Source organism: Microcella daejeonensis (assembly GCF_026625045.1).
Lineage (GTDB): Bacteria > Actinomycetota > Actinomycetes > Actinomycetales > Microbacteriaceae > Microcella > Microcella daejeonensis.
The window spans coordinates 399,242-414,384 of sequence record NZ_CP113089.1 but is presented as its reverse complement, the minus strand read 5'-3'; the positions used below and the strand labels follow the sequence as shown (position 1 = coordinate 414,384).

Sequence of the window (15,143 nt, the reverse complement as noted above, 5' to 3'; positions counted from 1 at the left end):
GGGATGCCCGGCTCGCGCCGGTGCTGCGCTCAGCGGCACCGGCGCGAGCCGCATCCCGTCGCCCGCCCTCGACCGGCTCGCACCGCGAACCCGCGCTCCGCTCCTCTATAGGCGCAGTTGCTAGCATGGGCGCGCCGCATCGAGCGGTGCACCGGCGCGCGGCGAGATCGCCGCCGGTCGCGACACGAGTGGGAGCCCGACGCGGCTCCCGACGAGCGGAGTTACCAACGTGGCGAATGTTCTCGAGCGCGTCCTGCGCGTGGGCGAAGGCCGGATCCTGCGCAGGCTGAAGGCGTACGCGGAGGCGATCAACCAGCTGGAGGACGACTTCACCGACCTCACCGACGAGGAGCTGAAGAACGAGACCGCGGAGCTGCGCGAGCGCTACGGCAACGGTGAGTCGCTCGACGATCTGCTCCCCGAGGCCTTCGCCGCCGTGCGCGAGGCATCGAAGCGCACGCTCGGCATGCGTCACTTCGACGTCCAGCTGATGGGCGGCGCGGCCCTGCACCTCGGCAACATCGCCGAGATGAAGACCGGTGAGGGCAAGACCCTCGTCGCGACGCTCGCCGCCTACCTCAACGCCATCCCGGCCCGCGGCGTGCACGTCATCACGGTCAACGACTACCTCGCCAGCTACCAGTCCGAGCTCATGGGCCGCATCTTCCGCGCCCTGGGTATGACGACCGGTTGCATCCTCTCGGGCCAGACCCCCGAGGTGCGCCGGCAGCAGTACGCCTGCGACATCACCTACGGCACGAACAACGAATTCGGCTTCGACTACCTGCGCGACAACATGGCCTGGCAGTCGAGCGACATGGTGCAGCGCGGGCACTTCTTCGCGGTCGTCGACGAAGTCGACTCCATCCTCATCGACGAGGCCCGCACGCCGCTCATCATCTCCGGCCCGTCCTCGGGCGAGGCGAACCGCTGGTTCACCGAGTTCGCGCGCATCGCGACGCGACTGGTGCCGGGGGAGGACTTCGAGGTCGACGAAAAGAAGCGCACCGTCGGCGTGCTCGAGCCCGGCATCGAGAAGGTCGAGGACCACCTCGGCATCGACAACCTCTACGAGTCGGCGAACACCCCGCTCATCTCGTTCCTCAACAACTCGATCAAGGCGGCGGCGCTCTTCAAGCGCGACAAGGACTACGTCGTCATGAACGGCGAGGTCCTCATCGTCGACGAGCACACCGGCCGCATCCTCGCCGGTCGTCGCTACAACGAGGGCATCCACCAGGCGATCGAGGCGAAGGAGGGCGTGACGGTCAAGGCCGAGAACCAGACGCTCGCCACGGTCACCCTGCAGAACTACTTCCGCCTCTACTCGAAGATCTCGGGCATGACCGGTACCGCCGAGACCGAGGCGGCCGAGTTCATGAGCACCTACAAGCTCGGCGTGGTCCCCATCCCGACGAACAAGCCGATGAAGCGCATCGACCAGTCCGACCTCGTCTACAAGAACGAGCAGTCGAAGTTCGAGCAGGTCGTCGAGGACATCGTCGAGCGCCACGCGAAGGGCCAGCCCGTGCTCGTCGGCACGACGAGCGTCGAGAAGAGCGAGCTGCTCTCGCGCATGCTCGCCAAGCGCGGCGTGCGCCACGAGGTGCTGAACGCCAAGAACCACGCGCGCGAGGCCGCGATCATCGCGCAGGCCGGGCGGCACGGATCCGTCACGGTCGCGACCAACATGGCCGGCCGCGGCACCGACATCATGCTGGGCGGCAACGCCGAGTTCCTCGCCGTCACCGAGATGAACGCCAAGGGCCTCAGCCCGGTCGACACCCCGGAGGAGTACGAGGCCGAGTGGGACGCCGTGTTCAGCCGCGTCAAGGAGCAGGTGCAGGTCGAGGCCGAGCGCGTGATCGAGGCCGGAGGCCTGTACGTGCTCGGCACCGAGCGCCACGAGTCGCGGCGCATCGACAACCAGCTGCGCGGTCGCTCCGGTCGTCAGGGCGACCCGGGCGAGAGCCGGTTCTACCTCTCCCTGCAGGACGACCTCATGCGGCTGTTCAACGCCGGCGCCGCCGAGGCGCTCATGTCGCGGTCGACCGTGCCCGACGACCTCGCCATCGAGTCCAAGGTCGTGAGCCGCGCCATCCGCTCGGCGCAGTCGCAGGTCGAGAGCCGCAACGCCGAGATCCGCAAGAACGTTCTCAAGTACGACGACGTCCTGAACCGTCAGCGCGAGGCGATCTACACCGACCGCCGCCACATCCTCGAGGGCGACGACCTCCAGGATCGCGTGCAGGTGTTCCTCGAGCAGGTCATCACCGAGATCGTCGAGACGCACACCGCAGCCGGTCACTCGGACGACTGGGACTTCGAGCAGATGTGGACGGAGCTCAAGACGCTCTACCCCGTCTCCCTGACGATCGACGAGGTCCTCAGCGAGGGCGGCACGAAGATCACCCCGCAGTTCCTCGTGCGAGAGCTCGTCTCCGACGCCAAGCTCGCCTACTCCAAGCGCGAGGAGAGCCTCGGCCGCACGGCGACCCGTGAGCTCGAGCGCCGTGTCGTGCTGAGCGTCATCGATCGGCGCTGGCGCGACCACCTCTACGAGATGGACTACCTCAAGGACGGCATCGGCCTGCGCGCGATGGCCCAGCGAGACCCGCTCATCGAGTACCAGCGCGAGGGCTACGCGCTCTTCCAGTCGATGATGGGCCAGATCCGCGAGGACGCCGTCGGATTCCTGTTCAACCTCGAGGTGGAGGTCACCGGGGGCAAGGGCACCGCGCAGGTCACCGCGAAGGGGCTCAACGCCCCGCAGACGCCGCAGAACCTCAGCTACACGGCCCCGAGCGCCGACGGCGAGGTCGAGGTGCGCAACCAGCGCGGCCAGCTGCAGCAGGCCGAGACCGCCAAGGCGCGCACCGCGTCGCCGGCGGCGTCCGCCGCTGCTCCCGCCGGCCCGGCCGGCCGCGCTCCCGCGCGGGTCGCGGGGGGCGCGAAGGGCGCCTTCGGCCAGCGCACCGAGGGCGATGCCCCGGCGCCGGTCAACCGCGCCCAGCGCCGCGCCGGCGACAAGAAGAAGTAGCGCACCGCGCAGCGCTCGTGAATGCGAACGGCCCCCGGAGCATTCCGGGGGCCGTTCGCGTCCACGGCGGTCCTGCCGCTGCGCGCGGAGCGCGGGCGGTCAGAGGACGTGGATGGCGCTCGCCCGCCAGCGGCGGTCGAGCCCTTCGAGTCGGATGGCGACCGCCCGGGATCGCGCGCGCGAGTTGACGACGACGACCGCTTCGATGATGCCGTCGCGGGGCTCGCAGAGGATGACGCTGCCGATGGCGAAGGCGGGGCGGATGACCGGCCGCCCGCGGGCGGCCCGGGCGCGAGCGCTGATCGCCTGGCGCTTGAGGAGAGTGCGGTAGACGTCGTCGGTCACCCAGCGGGCGATCTGCTCGAGCTCGCGGGCGCCGGCGAGGATCTCGACGACGAAGCGGGTGAGGTTCTCGACGAGAGGCCTCGGGTCGGGCAGCTCGGCGGTCGAGGTCGGCTGGTAGTCGAAGAACTCCTCCTGCGCGATGCGGCCCGCCACCGACCGAGCGCTCTGCCGGGGTGCGCGGGGGAGCGCGCCGGCCGCGTCCTCGACGCGGGTGGGGGCGGGCGCGTCCGCGCGGGGGGCGGGTGCCGTGGCGGTCGCCGAGGCGGCGGGTGCGTTCATGGTGACTCCTCTACTCCCCGGGGGCGCTCACCTCGTGAGGACGCCCCATCGGTGCTCGGCGACGATGCCGATCAGACCGTTACGTACACCCCCGTTCGGGGGTGGCGGATTCACTAAAGCAGAATGATTCCTCAGTGTCCATACCGGTCTCGCAACTGTGGAGAACAGGGGCGACGGTGTCGGTGGCGCTGGCTACGGTCGCCGCATGCGCTGGGACCACCTCTTCGACGACCTCGCCGGTCAGCTCGAGCACGAGCTGCGGGCGGAGGAGATCGATCTGCAGCACGAGGAGGAGCGGCTGCGCCTCGGGCGTCTCGAACTGCGCGACCGCATCGCCGCGCTGCACCGCGGTCCGCAGGCGATGCGCCGCCTCTCCCTGCGTCTGCGCACGGGGGAGCGGGTGGTGCTCACCCCGATGACGATCGGGCGCGACTGGGTCGCCGGCGACCTCGACGACCGCCCGCACCATCAGGCGATCGTGCCTCTCCCCGCCGTCGAGTCCCTCATGCTCGATCACGAGCAGGTCGCCGTCTCGCTCGAGCGCGGGCCCGAAGCGCCTCAGCTCGCGGCCCGGCTCGGGCTCGCGTTCCTGCTGCGCGATCTGTGCCGCCGGCGCGCTCCGCTCACCGTCGACACCGATGCGGGCCCGGCGTCGGGCACCATCGACCGCGTCGGCCGCGACCATCTCGACCTCGCGGTGCACGAGCTCGAGGCACCGCGCCGGGCGAGCGCCGTCGAGCACATCCGCATCATCCCGCTCTCGAGCGTGCTCCTCGTGCGGCTCTGAGCCTGCCGGAGAGCCCGCCCCCGAGCTCGCCCCGGCGCCGGCCGCAGCGGGGCGGCCGGCGGCTCCGAGCCCGCCTCGGCGGGCGGCCGGTCGCTCAGCTCGAGGATGCGCCGCTGCTGCGTCGCCGCTGGTCGCCGAAGAGCTCGGCGACGTCCGCGTACTCCGCCTCGTGCCAGAGAGCCATGCGACGGCTCTCGTCGTACTTGTCGGCGATGAAGGATTCGAGCACCGCGTGCTCCACCCGCCACTGACCGATCGCCCCCAGGCGGATGGCGGGCAGCTCGCCCGAGCGCACGAGAGCGAGCACCTCGGCGGCGTTGAGGCTCAGCACCTCGGCGACGTCCGTGAGGGTCAGGAAGCGACCCAGGGCGTCGGGAGTCGGCTCGGTCATGCAACGAGTATGGCCCCGCCCTCCGGTCGAGCCCGGGAATGTGGATAACTCCCCGCCGCGTGCGTCGTCGGCGTTCACTATCGGTCGCGTCCCCGGGCCGGGCGCCGTCGAGCATCGGTCCCGCAGCCCGCACCGCCGTCTGACGAGGAGCACCCATGTCGTCGCGCCCCGCCCCGCCCGCCCGCCGTCGCGGCACCGATCCCCGTCTCGCGATCGGGATAGCCCTCGTCATCGGATCGATCGCCGCGGTCGTCGGCATCGTCGCGGTGGGGGACGAGGGCATCGACGTCTACGCCGCCCCCGCGCTGCTGACGGCGGGGGAGCAGGTGACCGCCGATGATCTCGAGCTGCGACGCGTCGCGCTCGGCGCCGAGGCGGCCACCTACCTGACCGTCGAGGAGATGCCCGAGGAGGGCGTCGTCGTCGCGCGCACGATCGGGGAGGGCGAGCTCGTTCCGCGCGCCGCCGTCGGAGATGCCCGCGGCCCCGGCTCGACGACGGTCGTCGTCGCCCTGACGACTCCGCTCGGCGCCACGGTGCGGTCGGGGGACACGCTCGATCTGTGGGCGTCGCCCCAGGAGGAGGCGGGGCGCTTCGGCGCTCCCGTCGTCATCGCCTCCGAGGCCCAGCTCGTGCGCGAGGTGGCGGAGGAGGGCATCGTCGCGGGTGCGGAGGCCGCCCGCGTCGAGCTGCTCGTGCCCCGGCGCGACGTCGCGCGCATCCTGGGCGCTCTCGCCAACGGCGACGCGCTCGCCGCGGTGCCGACCGCTCTCGCGATCGGGGGCTGAGTCGTGCGCATCGCTCTCGCGCTGCCGGGCATCGATGCCGATCAGGTGGAGCTCGCCCTGCTGCGGGCCGGCCATCGCATCGCGTGGCGGGCGATCGACCGGGAGGAGCTGCTGCGGCAGCTCGCCGAGGACGCCCCCGAGGTCGTCCTCGTCGCCGACGACCCGGCCGTCGCGACGCTCGACGTCGTCGGCGCCGGCGACCTGCTCGGCGTGCGCACCTGCCTCGTCCGGGCCGACGACGCGGCCTCGGCCTCCGCCCGCCTCCTCGGAGTGCACGACGTGCTGCGCGCCGTGCCGGGTCGCGCGATCGACCTCTCGGTGCTGCGGGCGCCGTTCGACGCGCTGGAGGGCGGCATCGAGGACGCGGCCGCTCCGCGGTTGCGGTCGGGGGATGCCGCGCTCGGGTCGGCTGACGGCTCCGAGTCGGGCGGCGCCGCAGCGTCGGGGCCGCGGTCGCTCGGGTCGCGCCGCGACGGCGGGCCCGCGGCCGCCTCCGAGCCCGGGGGCGCGTCGGCACGGCGCCGGGCCGGGCGCGACCCGGCGCCGGCGGCGAGGGCGGGCGCGGCGGGGGCCGGAGGGGAGCGCGCGTCGGGCATCCGACGACTGCTCGGTCGGTCGGCGGGGCGCGGCGAGGGTGCGACGGACGCGGGCCGGGGCGGGGGCGCGACGGGCGCGCCGCCGCCCGCCGCGGCCCCGCACGCCGACGGGCCCACGGATGCGGCCGGCGCGCCGCCGACGACGCTCGCCGACCTGCGGGTGCCGGGGGCTCCGCCCGATCCGGTGGCCGGGGAGGCGCCGGTGCCGGCACCGGCCGCGCGCCCGAACCGCGTCATCGCCGTGTGGGGGCCGGCCGGCGCTCCGGGGCGCACGCTCATCGCGACGACGCTCGCGGCCGAGCTCGCCGCCCGCGGGCTCCACGTCTGCCTCGTCGACGCCGACACCTACGGCGGCACCATCGCGCCGAGCCTCGGACTGCTCGACGAGGCGCCCGGCTTCGCGGCGGCCTGCCGGCTGGCGGCCTCCGACGCTCTCGACGCTGCCGAGCTCGATCGGGTGTCGGTCGACTACGGCGGATCGACGGCGGCCTTCCGGGTGCTCACGGGCATCGGCCGCCCGCACCGGTGGCCGGAGCTCGCCCGCGACCGCGTGATCGGCGCGCTCGAGCAGGCGCGGCGGTGGTGCGACGTCGTCGTGGTCGACGTGGGCTTCAACCTCGAGACCGACGAGGAGCTCTCGAGCGACCTGCTCTCCCCGCGCCGCAACGCCGCGACGATCGCCGCGCTGCGCACCGCCGACGAGGTCGTCGCCGTCGGGGCCGCCGATCCGGTCGGCATCACCCGCCTGCTGCGCACGCACGCCGACCTGCTCGAGACGGTGACGGTCGACGACGTGCACGTCGTGGTCAACCGCGTGCGGTCGAGCGTGCTCGGCGTCGACCCCGCCGGGCAGGTGCGGCAGACGCTCGACCGGTTCGGGGGCATCCCCGACCCGCTGCTGATCGCCGACGACCCCGCCGCCGCCGATGCGGCCCTGCTGAGCGCGCGCACCGTGGTGGATGCCGCACCGCGGTCACCGCTGCGCCAGGGCGTCTCGGCGCTCGCCGACCGGCTCGGGTACGGGGAGGCGGCCGCACCCCGCCGGAGCGCGTGGGGGCGGCCGCGACGCACGGGGTAGCCTGAGCGGGTGTCGACGCTCTCCGATCTGGTCCATGAGCACGCCTCCCTGACCGAGGCGGACATCGAGTGGCTGCATCTGCTCATCGCCGAGGGGCAGCTGCTCGCCGATCTCGCCTTCGCCGACATCGTGCTGTGGGTGCCGACGAGCAGCGGCGGCTTCGTCGCCGTCGCCCACGCCCGGCCCTCGAGCTCGGCGACGCTCTTCTACCGCGACTTCGTCGGTCAGGAGATCAAGCCGGAGTGGCGTCATCAGGTGACGCAGGCCTACGAGAGTGCGGCGATCGTCGACTCGAGCGCGCCCGACTGGTACGAGGAGACCCCCACGCGCGTGCGGGCCGTGCCGGTCGTGCGGCGGCTGTCGCCGGGCGGCAAGACGGTGAGCGAGCATCCCATCGCCATCATCACGCGGCACACGAACCTCAGCGAGGCGCGCATGCCGAGCCGCCAGGAGCTGACCTTCAACGAGTGCGCCAACGACCTCTTCGACATGATCGCGGTCGGCGACTTCCCCGACATGACGGCGCCGAGCGGGCCGCGCCGCGGGGCGCCGCGCGCGAGCGACGGGCTCATCCGCCTCGACGTCGACGGCATCGTCACCTTCGCGAGCCCGAACGGGCTGAGCGCCTTCAACCGCATGGGCTTCGCCGGCGAGCTCGAGGGGGAGTCCCTCGCCGACGTCACCACCCGGCTGCTCTCGGGCAAGCTCGTCGTCGACGAGTCGCTGCCGCTCGTGGTCACGGGGCGCGCGCCGTGGCGCACCGACATCGAGTCGCGCGGCGTCACCGTGAGCCTGCGCGCCATCCCCCTGCGACTGCACGGCATGCGGGTAGGCGCGGTCGTGCTCTGCCGGGACGTGACCGAGGTGCGGCACCAGGAGCGCGAGCTCATCACCAAGGACGCGACGATCCGCGAGATCCACCACCGGGTGAAGAACAACCTGCAGACGGTCGCCTCGCTGCTGCGCATCCAGGCCCGTCGCACCCACAGCGAGGGGGCGAAGGACGCCCTCACGCAGGCCATGCGCCGCGTCGCCGCCATCGCGGTCGTGCACGACACCCTCTCGGAGGGCCTCAGTCAGAACGTCGACTTCGACGAGGTCTTCGCGCGGGTGCTCATGCTCATCGCCGAGGTCGCCTCGAGCCACAACACGATCGTGCGCCCGCGCTCGACGGGCAGCTTCGGCACCCTGCCGAGCGAGTACGCGACCCCGCTGGCCCTCGCGCTCACCGAGCTCGTCACGAACGCCGTCGAGCACGGGCTCGTCGGGCGCAGCGACGGCGAGGTCGAGATCGTCTCGAGCCGCACCGACGACACCCTCGCGGTGAAGGTGCGCGACAACGGCGGCGGGCTCCCCGAGGGCAAGGTGGGCTCGGGCCTCGGCACGCAGATCGTGCGCACCCTCATCCAGGGCGAGCTGGGCGGCACCATCGACTGGCACACGCTCGAGGGCGAGGGCACCGAGGTGACGATCGAGGTGCCGCTGCGGTACCTGGCGCGCCGCAGCTGAGAACCGGCGGGATGCCCCGCGCGAGCATCCCGAACCCCGCCTCGCGCGGGCACGAAGAACGCCCCGCCACCGTGCGCAGAGCGCGACGATGGCGGGGCGCCGATGGTGGTCCGGCCGGTGCAGGGGGCCGGAGCTCGCGAGCGAGTCGCCGGCTGCCGGGTTAGGAGGCGCGGCGGGCGCGAGCGGCGCGGCGCTTGAGAGCGCGGCGCTCGTCCTCGCTGAGGCCGCCCCACACGCCCGAGTCTTGGTTGGTCTCGAGGGCGTACTGCAGGCAGGTCTCGGTGACCGAGCAGCGACCGCAGACGGTCTTCGCCTTCTCGATCTGGTCCACGGCGGGCCCGGTGTTCCCCACGGGGAAGAACAGCTCGGGGTCAGCGGTCAGGCAAGCGGCCTTGTCGCGCCAGTCCATAGGACATGCTCCTTTGGGGTCGGTGCGGCGCGTCGGAAGGGCTGAGAGACGCACCGCGTCCTCGGCGAGATCATGGCGATTCGGCCGGGGAACGAGTGGGGAATGAAGAGAATCTTCGGGATGGCCCACGGCGTTGTAGGCGGCACATCAACCTTCTATAGGCTCGCATGTAACACGTTCGAAATCAATAGTCTTGTAGGGGGTGGTTTGCGTGCCGGACACCAAGCGGACACCTCTGGTCACCCTCCTGGTCATCATCCTCGGGGCGGAATCGCTGCTCATGGCCGGCATCTCGGCCTTCCTGCTGCTCGAGTTCGTGATCGACGCCCCCGACTTCGTGGGCACCGCCCTGTTCCTCACGGCGCTGTGCATCCTCGCCGCCGTCTGGCTCGCGATCATCACGCTCGGCGCGTGGCGCGGCCGCAGCTGGACGCGCGGCGGCGCGCTCGTCTGGCAGTTCCTGCAGCTCGCCGTCGGGATCGGATCGATCCAGGGGCTCGTGCCCCGGCCCGACATCGCCAGCTGGCTCGTGCTGCCCGCGGTCGTCGCCATCGTGCTGCTTCTCACGCCCTCGGTGAGTCTGTACCTCGCGCGCGATGACGCCGGCGACGACGAACGGCCCGAGGAGTAGGGCTCCTCGGGCCGTTCGTCTGCGGCGGGCTCAGTCGTCGATGCCGAGCTTCTTGCGCAGGCTCGCGACGTGGCCGGTGGCCTTGACGTTGTAGAGCGGGTGGGTGATGACGCCCTGCTCGTCGATGACGAAGGTCGAGCGGATGACGCCCGTGACCGTCTTGCCGTACATCGACTTCTCGCCGTAGGCCGCGTAGGCCTGGTGCACGGCGAGGTCGGGGTCGCTCAGCAGCGGGAAGGAGAGGTTCTCCTCCTCGGCGAACTTCTGCAGCGCGGCGCCGGAGTCCTTCGAGACGCCGAGCACCTGGTAGCCGGCAGCGCCGAGGGAGTTCAGGTTGTCGCGGAAGTCGCACGCCTGCGTGGTGCAGCCCGGGGTTGAGGCGGCCGGGTAGAAGTACAGCACCACCTTCTTGCCGGCGTAGTCCGCGAGCGAGACGTGCGCGCCGTCCTTGTCGGGCAGCGTGAAGGCGGGGGCGGGGGTGCCGGGCTCGAGGCGGGTCGCGGTCATGGGGTCTCCGATCTGCTGAGGGAGGCGGGGGCGATCGCGGCCCGCCGAACGCTGACGAGTGTATGGATGCCCGGCGCGCGACGGCTGAGCGGCGGCCGAGTGGAAAGGTGCCTCCGCGAGGTGCTAGTGTTTCCTCTCGTTCCGCTTGCGGGATGCGCACCTCTAGCTCAATTGGCAGAGCAACTGACTCTTAATCAGTGGGTTCCGGGTTCAAGTCCCGGGGGGTGTACGAAACCCCGGTTCGCTCTCGCCAGCAGCCGGGGTTTTCTCTGCGTTTGCTGACCTCGTTGTCGGCTGTCCTCGTCGCGCGACCGTGGCCGGCGGCGTCGTGCGGCCCGCGCGCAGGCCGGTAGCATCGCCCCTCGTGGTGCCGCTCCCCGAACTGCTCGCCTTCCTCGTGGCGGCGCTCATCATCATCGTCGTGCCCGGGCCGGGCGTGCTCTTCGTCATTGGGCGGGCTCTCGCGCACGGCACCAGGGGCGCGCTGATCAGCGTGCTCGGGGCGGCGTGCGGCGGAGCGCTCCAGATCATCGCGGTGGCGGCAGGGCTCGGCGTGCTCGTCGCGCAGTCGGAGGTGCTCTTCGTCGCGCTGAAGATCGTGGGCGCCCTCGTGCTGGTGTGGCTGGGCATCCAGTCGATCAGGCATCGGCGCGCCATGCCCGAGGCCGACCTCGACGAGCGGAGGCCGACCGTGCGCCGGCTGCTGCGCGAGAGCTTCGCCGTCGGCATCACGAACCCGAAGACCATCGTGTTCTTCGCCGCGGCGCTGCCGCAGTTCGTCGATCCGGGCGCCGGCAGCGTGGTCGGGCAGATGCTGCAGCTCGGGGCGATCTTCCTGGCGATCGGCATCGTCTCCGACGGCCTGTACGGGGTCGCCGCCGGGTCGGCGCGGGCGTGGTTCGCGACCAACCCCGGGCGCTTGAGCGGGCTGCGCGCCTCGGGTGGCGTCGCCCTCATCGGGCTCGGGGCGGCCATGGCCTTCGCGTCGCGCTCCTGAGCGGTGCGCCCGCTCCTGGGCGGGGCGCGACGGGGCCGAGACGGACGGCGGGTCGGCTCGATAAGGTTAGGGTAACCTTACCGGGCGCGCCGCCTCGGCCCGCGCCCGATGACTCCGACTCTCCGGTGAGGACCATGCTCGACTCGCATCCGCGCGCTGCCGGCGCGCACCCTCTCGACGTGCACGAGCTGCTCGCGGGTGCCGACCACGACATCGCCCTCGTCGATGCGTCGCGCTCCGTCAGCTATGCGGAGCTGCGGGAGCGCGTCATCGAGCGCGCCGCGGAACTCGGATGCGGTCGTCGGCTGCTGATGCTGTCGTGCCGGCGGGACGTCGAGACGGTGGTGAGCCTCCTCGCCGCTCTCGTCGGACGGCACGCGGTGATCCTCCTCGGCGACGAGGAGCCGACGTCGGAGCAGTGGCGGCGCCGCCTGATCGAGACCTACGACCCGGACACCGTCGTCGGCAGCCGAGCCGATGCGGGGGCATCCATCGAGCATCGGAGGGGAGCGAGCGGGCACGATCTGCACCCCGAGCTCGCGCTGCTGCTCAGCACCTCGGGATCGACCGGGTCGCCCAAGCTCGTCCGACTCTCCGGCACCAATGTCATCAGCAATGCCCGCGCGATCGCGGACTACCTCGAGCTCGGACCCGAGGACTGCGGGGCGACCACGCTGCCGCTGCACTACTGCTACGGACTGTCGATCCTGACGAGCCACCTCGTGGCCGGCGCGCGGGTGCTCGTCACCGCGAGCTCGGTGATCCAGCCCGAGTTCCGGCGCGATGCCGCGCGGGCCGGGGTGAGCTCGATCGCGGGGGTGCCCCACACCTTCGACCTGCTGAGCGCCTCGGGCTTCGACCCGGCCGGCCTCCCCTCCCTGCGGCTGATGACGCAGGCCGGCGGGCGGATGGATCCGGAGCGCGTGCGGGAGTGGGCCCGTCGCGGCGCGGAGTGCGGCGTGTCGCTGGTCGTCATGTACGGCGCGACAGAGGCGACCGCGCGCATGGCCTACCTGCCCGCCCCGCTGGCGATGAGCCGGCCGGGGGCGATCGGCATCGCCATCCCCGGAGGCGCCCTGCGGATCGATGACCCCGACGACGCGGGCGAGGGGGAGCTCGTCTACAGCGGCCCGAACGTCATGATGGGGTACGCGGAGACCCCGGAGGATCTCGCGCGGGGCCACGAGGCGCGCGAGCTGCGCACGGGGGACCTCGCCCGGCGGACGGCGGACGGGCTGTTCGAGATCGTCGGGCGGATGAGCCGTTTCGTGAAGATCTTCGGACTGCGGCTGGACCTCGACCGGCTCGAGCGGATCCTCGCTGCGGAGGGAGTGCCCGCCTACGCGGTCGAGAGCGCGGGCGGCGTGCTCATCGGAACGACGTGCGCCGAGGATGCCGACCGCGCGCCGGGGATCCTCTCGGCGGCGACGGGGATCCCTCGCGCGTGCTTCCGGCACGTCGTGCTCGACCAGCTCGCCGTGACCTCCAGCGGCAAGGCCGATCGCCAGGAGCTCCGTCGGCTGTCGGACCGCCTGCCGGGTGCGGAGCTGCCGGTGGAGGGCCCCACCACGCCGGGGGAGCAGGTAACGACCGTCGAGGCGGTGCGGAGCATGTACGCGGTCGTGCTCGAGCGCCCGGAGGCGAGCGAGCGCGACAGCTTCGTCTCGCTCGACGGGGACTCGCTCTCCTTCGTCGAGGCGGCCCACCGGCTGGAGCGGATCATCGGCGACCTCCCCGCGCAGTGGCCCTCGCTGTCGGCCCGCGAGCTCGCGGAGCACGCCGCGGCGCTGCCCGCTCCGCGCATCCCGTCATCGGACGGGGCGGGGCGGCCGGCGACGGGCCGGGGGCGCAGGCCGCGCGCCTCGGTCGAGACGGCGGTCGCGCTGCGGGCCGTGTGCATCATCCTCATCGTCGGCACGCACGCCAATCTGCTCGGCCTGCAGGGCGGCGCGCACCTGCTGCTCGCCGTGCTCGGCTACAACCTGGCCCGCTTCCCGCTCGCGCCCCGACCGCGCGGAGCACGGCTGCGCGGGCTCGCGCGGTCCGCGCTCCTCATCGCCGTCCCCTCGATGCTCTGGATCGGCGGGGTCTCGCTGGTGACCGCGCGGTACGACCTCTCGACCGTGCTGCTGCTCAACTCGGTGCTGGGCGATGACTCCGCCTGGAGCGAGCAGTGGCGCTTCTGGTTCCTCGAGGCCGCCCTCGGCGCGATCATCCTCGCGGGTGCCGCGCTGAGCATCCGACTCATCGATCGGGCGGAGCGGCGATCGCCGTTCCTCGTCGTCTCGATCGCGCTCGCGCTCGCCCTCCTCATCCGGGTCGTCGACAACCAGGGGGTGCTCGCCGAGGGCGTCGCCCGGTACACCCTGCCGGGGGTGCTGTGGCTCGTCGTGCTCGGCGCCGCGGCGGAGCGCGCAGGAACCCGGGCGCAGCGCATCGGGCTCTCGCTCGTCGCCGTCGCCGGCACCGCGGGGTTCCTCGGCGATCCGCTGCGGGAGGCCGTCGTGATCGCCGGACTGCTCGTGCTCATCTGGGTGCGCGCAGTGCCGGTGCCGCGCGCGGCGGCGGCCGCGATGTCGGCGCTCGCCGCGGCATCCCTCTTCATCTACCTCGTGCACTGGGAGATCTACCCGGCGTGGGAGGACGATGCGCCCGTGTTCGCGACGGTCGCGTCGATCGCCGGCGGACTCCTGGTCTTCGCGGTGTGGCGCCGCCTGCGCCGGACGGCGGCTCGTCTGCCGTCGGCGCGGATCGGGCGGCGCCGGCTCGCTACTTGAGCTGGAAGGCGGGGTCGCCCGGGTTGTTCTGATCCTCGATGATCGTGCCGACGGCGATCGCGACGCTGATGCCCCAGCTGGCCCACATGAGCGCGAGGCGCCAGTCGTGGGGGCCCTTGCGGGTGGCGTTGATGACGCCGACCGCCGAGAAGGCGGCGTTGATGATGGCTCCGTTGAAGATGTACTTGCGCATGGATGCTCCCTCTCGCGTCGACCTCCACGCTAGCCGAGGCGGCGCACCGCGCACGGCCCGGGTCCAGGGGGCGCTCAGGCCCCGGGCCGGCGCCCGAACCTGGGAGCTCGACCAGCGCCGTCCGAGAATCTGACCGAGCGGTCAGTACTGACCGATCGGTCAAGTACTCTCGAACCCATGTCCCGTCACGACGACCTGCGCGATATCGCGCTCGCCGAGTTCGCCGCCGCCGGCTACGCGGCCACCTCGCTCCAGCGCATCGCCGACCTCGCCGGCACCTCGAAGGCGAGCGTGCTCTACCACTACTCCTCGAAGGAGCAGCTGCTCGAGGCGGCCATCGGGCCGTCGCTCGACGCGCTCGACGGCCTCGTCGCGACGGCGGAGGACGCCGGCTTCTCGGTCGAGAACCGCCAGGCGTTCATCCTCGGCTTCGTCGACTTCCTGCTCGCGCACCGGCAGCAGGTGCACCTCGTCATCAACCAGCAGGCGACGATCGTCGACACCCCCGCGATCGACCGCGCGCAGGCCCTCATGCAGCGCCTCGCGAGCTTCTTCCACAGCTACGGCGCCTCGACCGCCGAGAAGCTGCGCCTCGGGATGGCCTTCGGCGGGGCCGCGTACTCGCTCGCGGCGGCCGAGGAGCTCGGCATCGACGAGCCGCCGGTCGAGGAGATCCGTCAGGCGCTCATCGACGTGATGCTCGAGCTGCTGGTGCCCGCCGACCACCGCAGCGCGCAGGGCCCCGGCGCTTCGAGCGCCTCCCGCGCCTCGTCCGACCCCCGCCCCTCGTCCGCCCCCACCGCCGAACCCGCCTAG

14 protein-coding genes and 1 tRNA gene are annotated in these 15,143 nt (G+C 72.4%); 10 read left to right on the top strand and 5 right to left on the bottom strand.

All coding sequences use genetic code 11. The features are described from left to right. The first annotated feature begins 229 nt into the window (after nucleotides 1–229). Nucleotides 230–3,040 carry a preprotein translocase subunit SecA gene (gene secA / locus OVN18_RS02080; RefSeq protein ID WP_267781618.1) on the top strand — a complete coding sequence of 937 codons (2,811 nt, stop codon included), beginning with the start codon at nucleotides 230–232 and terminating at the stop codon, nucleotides 3,038–3,040. Nucleotides 3,041–3,139: 99 nt separating this feature from the next. Here the strand turns inward: secA and OVN18_RS02075 are convergent, their stop codons facing one another. Then, a complete protein-coding gene (locus OVN18_RS02075) occupies nucleotides 3,140–3,664 on the bottom strand; it encodes an Rv3235 family protein (RefSeq protein ID WP_267781617.1) in 525 nt (174 codons plus the stop codon). Between the two features lie 205 nt (nucleotides 3,665–3,869). Between OVN18_RS02075 and OVN18_RS02070 the strand changes: the two genes are divergently transcribed. Further along, complete coding sequence (locus OVN18_RS02070; protein WP_267781616.1) at nucleotides 3,870–4,451, top strand: hypothetical protein; 582 nt, start codon at nucleotides 3,870–3,872, stop codon at nucleotides 4,449–4,451. A 94-nt stretch (nucleotides 4,452–4,545) separates the two neighbouring features. Here OVN18_RS02070 and OVN18_RS02065 read toward each other — a convergent pair whose 3' ends face one another. Next, nucleotides 4,546–4,842 (bottom strand): helix-turn-helix domain-containing protein, encoded by a 297-nt coding sequence (locus OVN18_RS02065; RefSeq protein ID WP_267737891.1) that lies wholly within the window; start codon nucleotides 4,840–4,842, stop codon nucleotides 4,546–4,548. A 155-nt stretch (nucleotides 4,843–4,997) separates the two neighbouring features. Here OVN18_RS02065 and OVN18_RS02060 point away from each other — a divergent pair, with 155 nt between their 5' ends. The 3 genes from OVN18_RS02060 to OVN18_RS02050 are packed head-to-tail and all read left to right on the top strand — an operon-like array spanning nucleotide 4,998 to nucleotide 8,813. Next, complete coding sequence (locus tag OVN18_RS02060) at nucleotides 4,998–5,630, top strand: CpaB family protein (RefSeq protein ID WP_267781615.1); 633 nt, start codon at nucleotides 4,998–5,000, stop codon at nucleotides 5,628–5,630. Between the two features lie 3 nt (nucleotides 5,631–5,633). Continuing rightward, nucleotides 5,634–7,304: a nucleotide-binding protein gene (locus tag OVN18_RS02055; protein ID WP_267781614.1), complete on the top strand. Its 1,671-nt coding sequence runs from the start codon at nucleotides 5,634–5,636 to the stop codon at nucleotides 7,302–7,304. Between the two features lie 9 nt (nucleotides 7,305–7,313). Next, nucleotides 7,314–8,813 carry a sensor histidine kinase gene (locus OVN18_RS02050; RefSeq protein ID WP_267737888.1) on the top strand — a complete coding sequence of 500 codons (1,500 nt, stop codon included), beginning with the start codon at nucleotides 7,314–7,316 and terminating at the stop codon, nucleotides 8,811–8,813. Between the two features lie 160 nt (nucleotides 8,814–8,973). On the opposite strand, the gene OVN18_RS02045 is transcribed toward OVN18_RS02050, so the two are convergent. Then, a complete protein-coding gene (locus OVN18_RS02045) occupies nucleotides 8,974–9,222 on the bottom strand; it encodes a WhiB family transcriptional regulator (RefSeq protein WP_055859575.1) in 249 nt (82 codons plus the stop codon). 211 nt (nucleotides 9,223–9,433) lie between these two features. Between OVN18_RS02045 and OVN18_RS02040 the strand changes: the two genes are divergently transcribed. After that, on the top strand, nucleotides 9,434–9,853 hold the full coding sequence (locus OVN18_RS02040; RefSeq protein ID WP_267737887.1) for a hypothetical protein: 420 nt from the start codon (nucleotides 9,434–9,436) through the stop codon (nucleotides 9,851–9,853). 30 nt (nucleotides 9,854–9,883) lie between these two features. Here the strand turns inward: OVN18_RS02040 and bcp are convergent, their stop codons facing one another. Beyond that, nucleotides 9,884–10,360: a thioredoxin-dependent thiol peroxidase gene (gene bcp / locus OVN18_RS02035; protein WP_267737886.1), complete on the bottom strand. Its 477-nt coding sequence runs from the start codon at nucleotides 10,358–10,360 to the stop codon at nucleotides 9,884–9,886. 156 nt (nucleotides 10,361–10,516) lie between these two features. On the opposite strand from bcp, the gene OVN18_RS02030 reads away from it, so the two are divergent. From OVN18_RS02030 to OVN18_RS02020, 3 genes are all read left to right on the top strand, one after another. Then, nucleotides 10,517–10,589: transfer RNA gene (locus tag OVN18_RS02030), tRNA-Lys, on the top strand. A gap of 135 nt (nucleotides 10,590–10,724) precedes the next feature. Beyond that, nucleotides 10,725–11,357, top strand: coding sequence for a LysE family translocator (locus OVN18_RS02025; protein WP_267781613.1), 633 nt, complete (start codon nucleotides 10,725–10,727; stop codon nucleotides 11,355–11,357). A gap of 179 nt (nucleotides 11,358–11,536) precedes the next feature. Beyond that, entirely contained in the window at nucleotides 11,537–14,134 is a 2,598-nt protein-coding gene (locus OVN18_RS02020) for an AMP-binding protein (protein WP_267781612.1), read from the top strand. Here OVN18_RS02020 and OVN18_RS02015 read toward each other — a convergent pair. Next, nucleotides 14,127–14,327 (bottom strand): hypothetical protein, encoded by a 201-nt coding sequence (locus OVN18_RS02015; protein ID WP_168916254.1) that lies wholly within the window; start codon nucleotides 14,325–14,327, stop codon nucleotides 14,127–14,129. The genes OVN18_RS02020 and OVN18_RS02015 overlap by 8 nt on opposite strands. A 177-nt stretch (nucleotides 14,328–14,504) precedes the next feature. On the opposite strand from OVN18_RS02015, the gene OVN18_RS02010 reads away from it, so the two are divergent. Beyond that, nucleotides 14,505–15,143: a TetR/AcrR family transcriptional regulator gene (locus OVN18_RS02010; RefSeq protein ID WP_267781610.1), complete on the top strand. Its 639-nt coding sequence runs from the start codon at nucleotides 14,505–14,507 to the stop codon at nucleotides 15,141–15,143.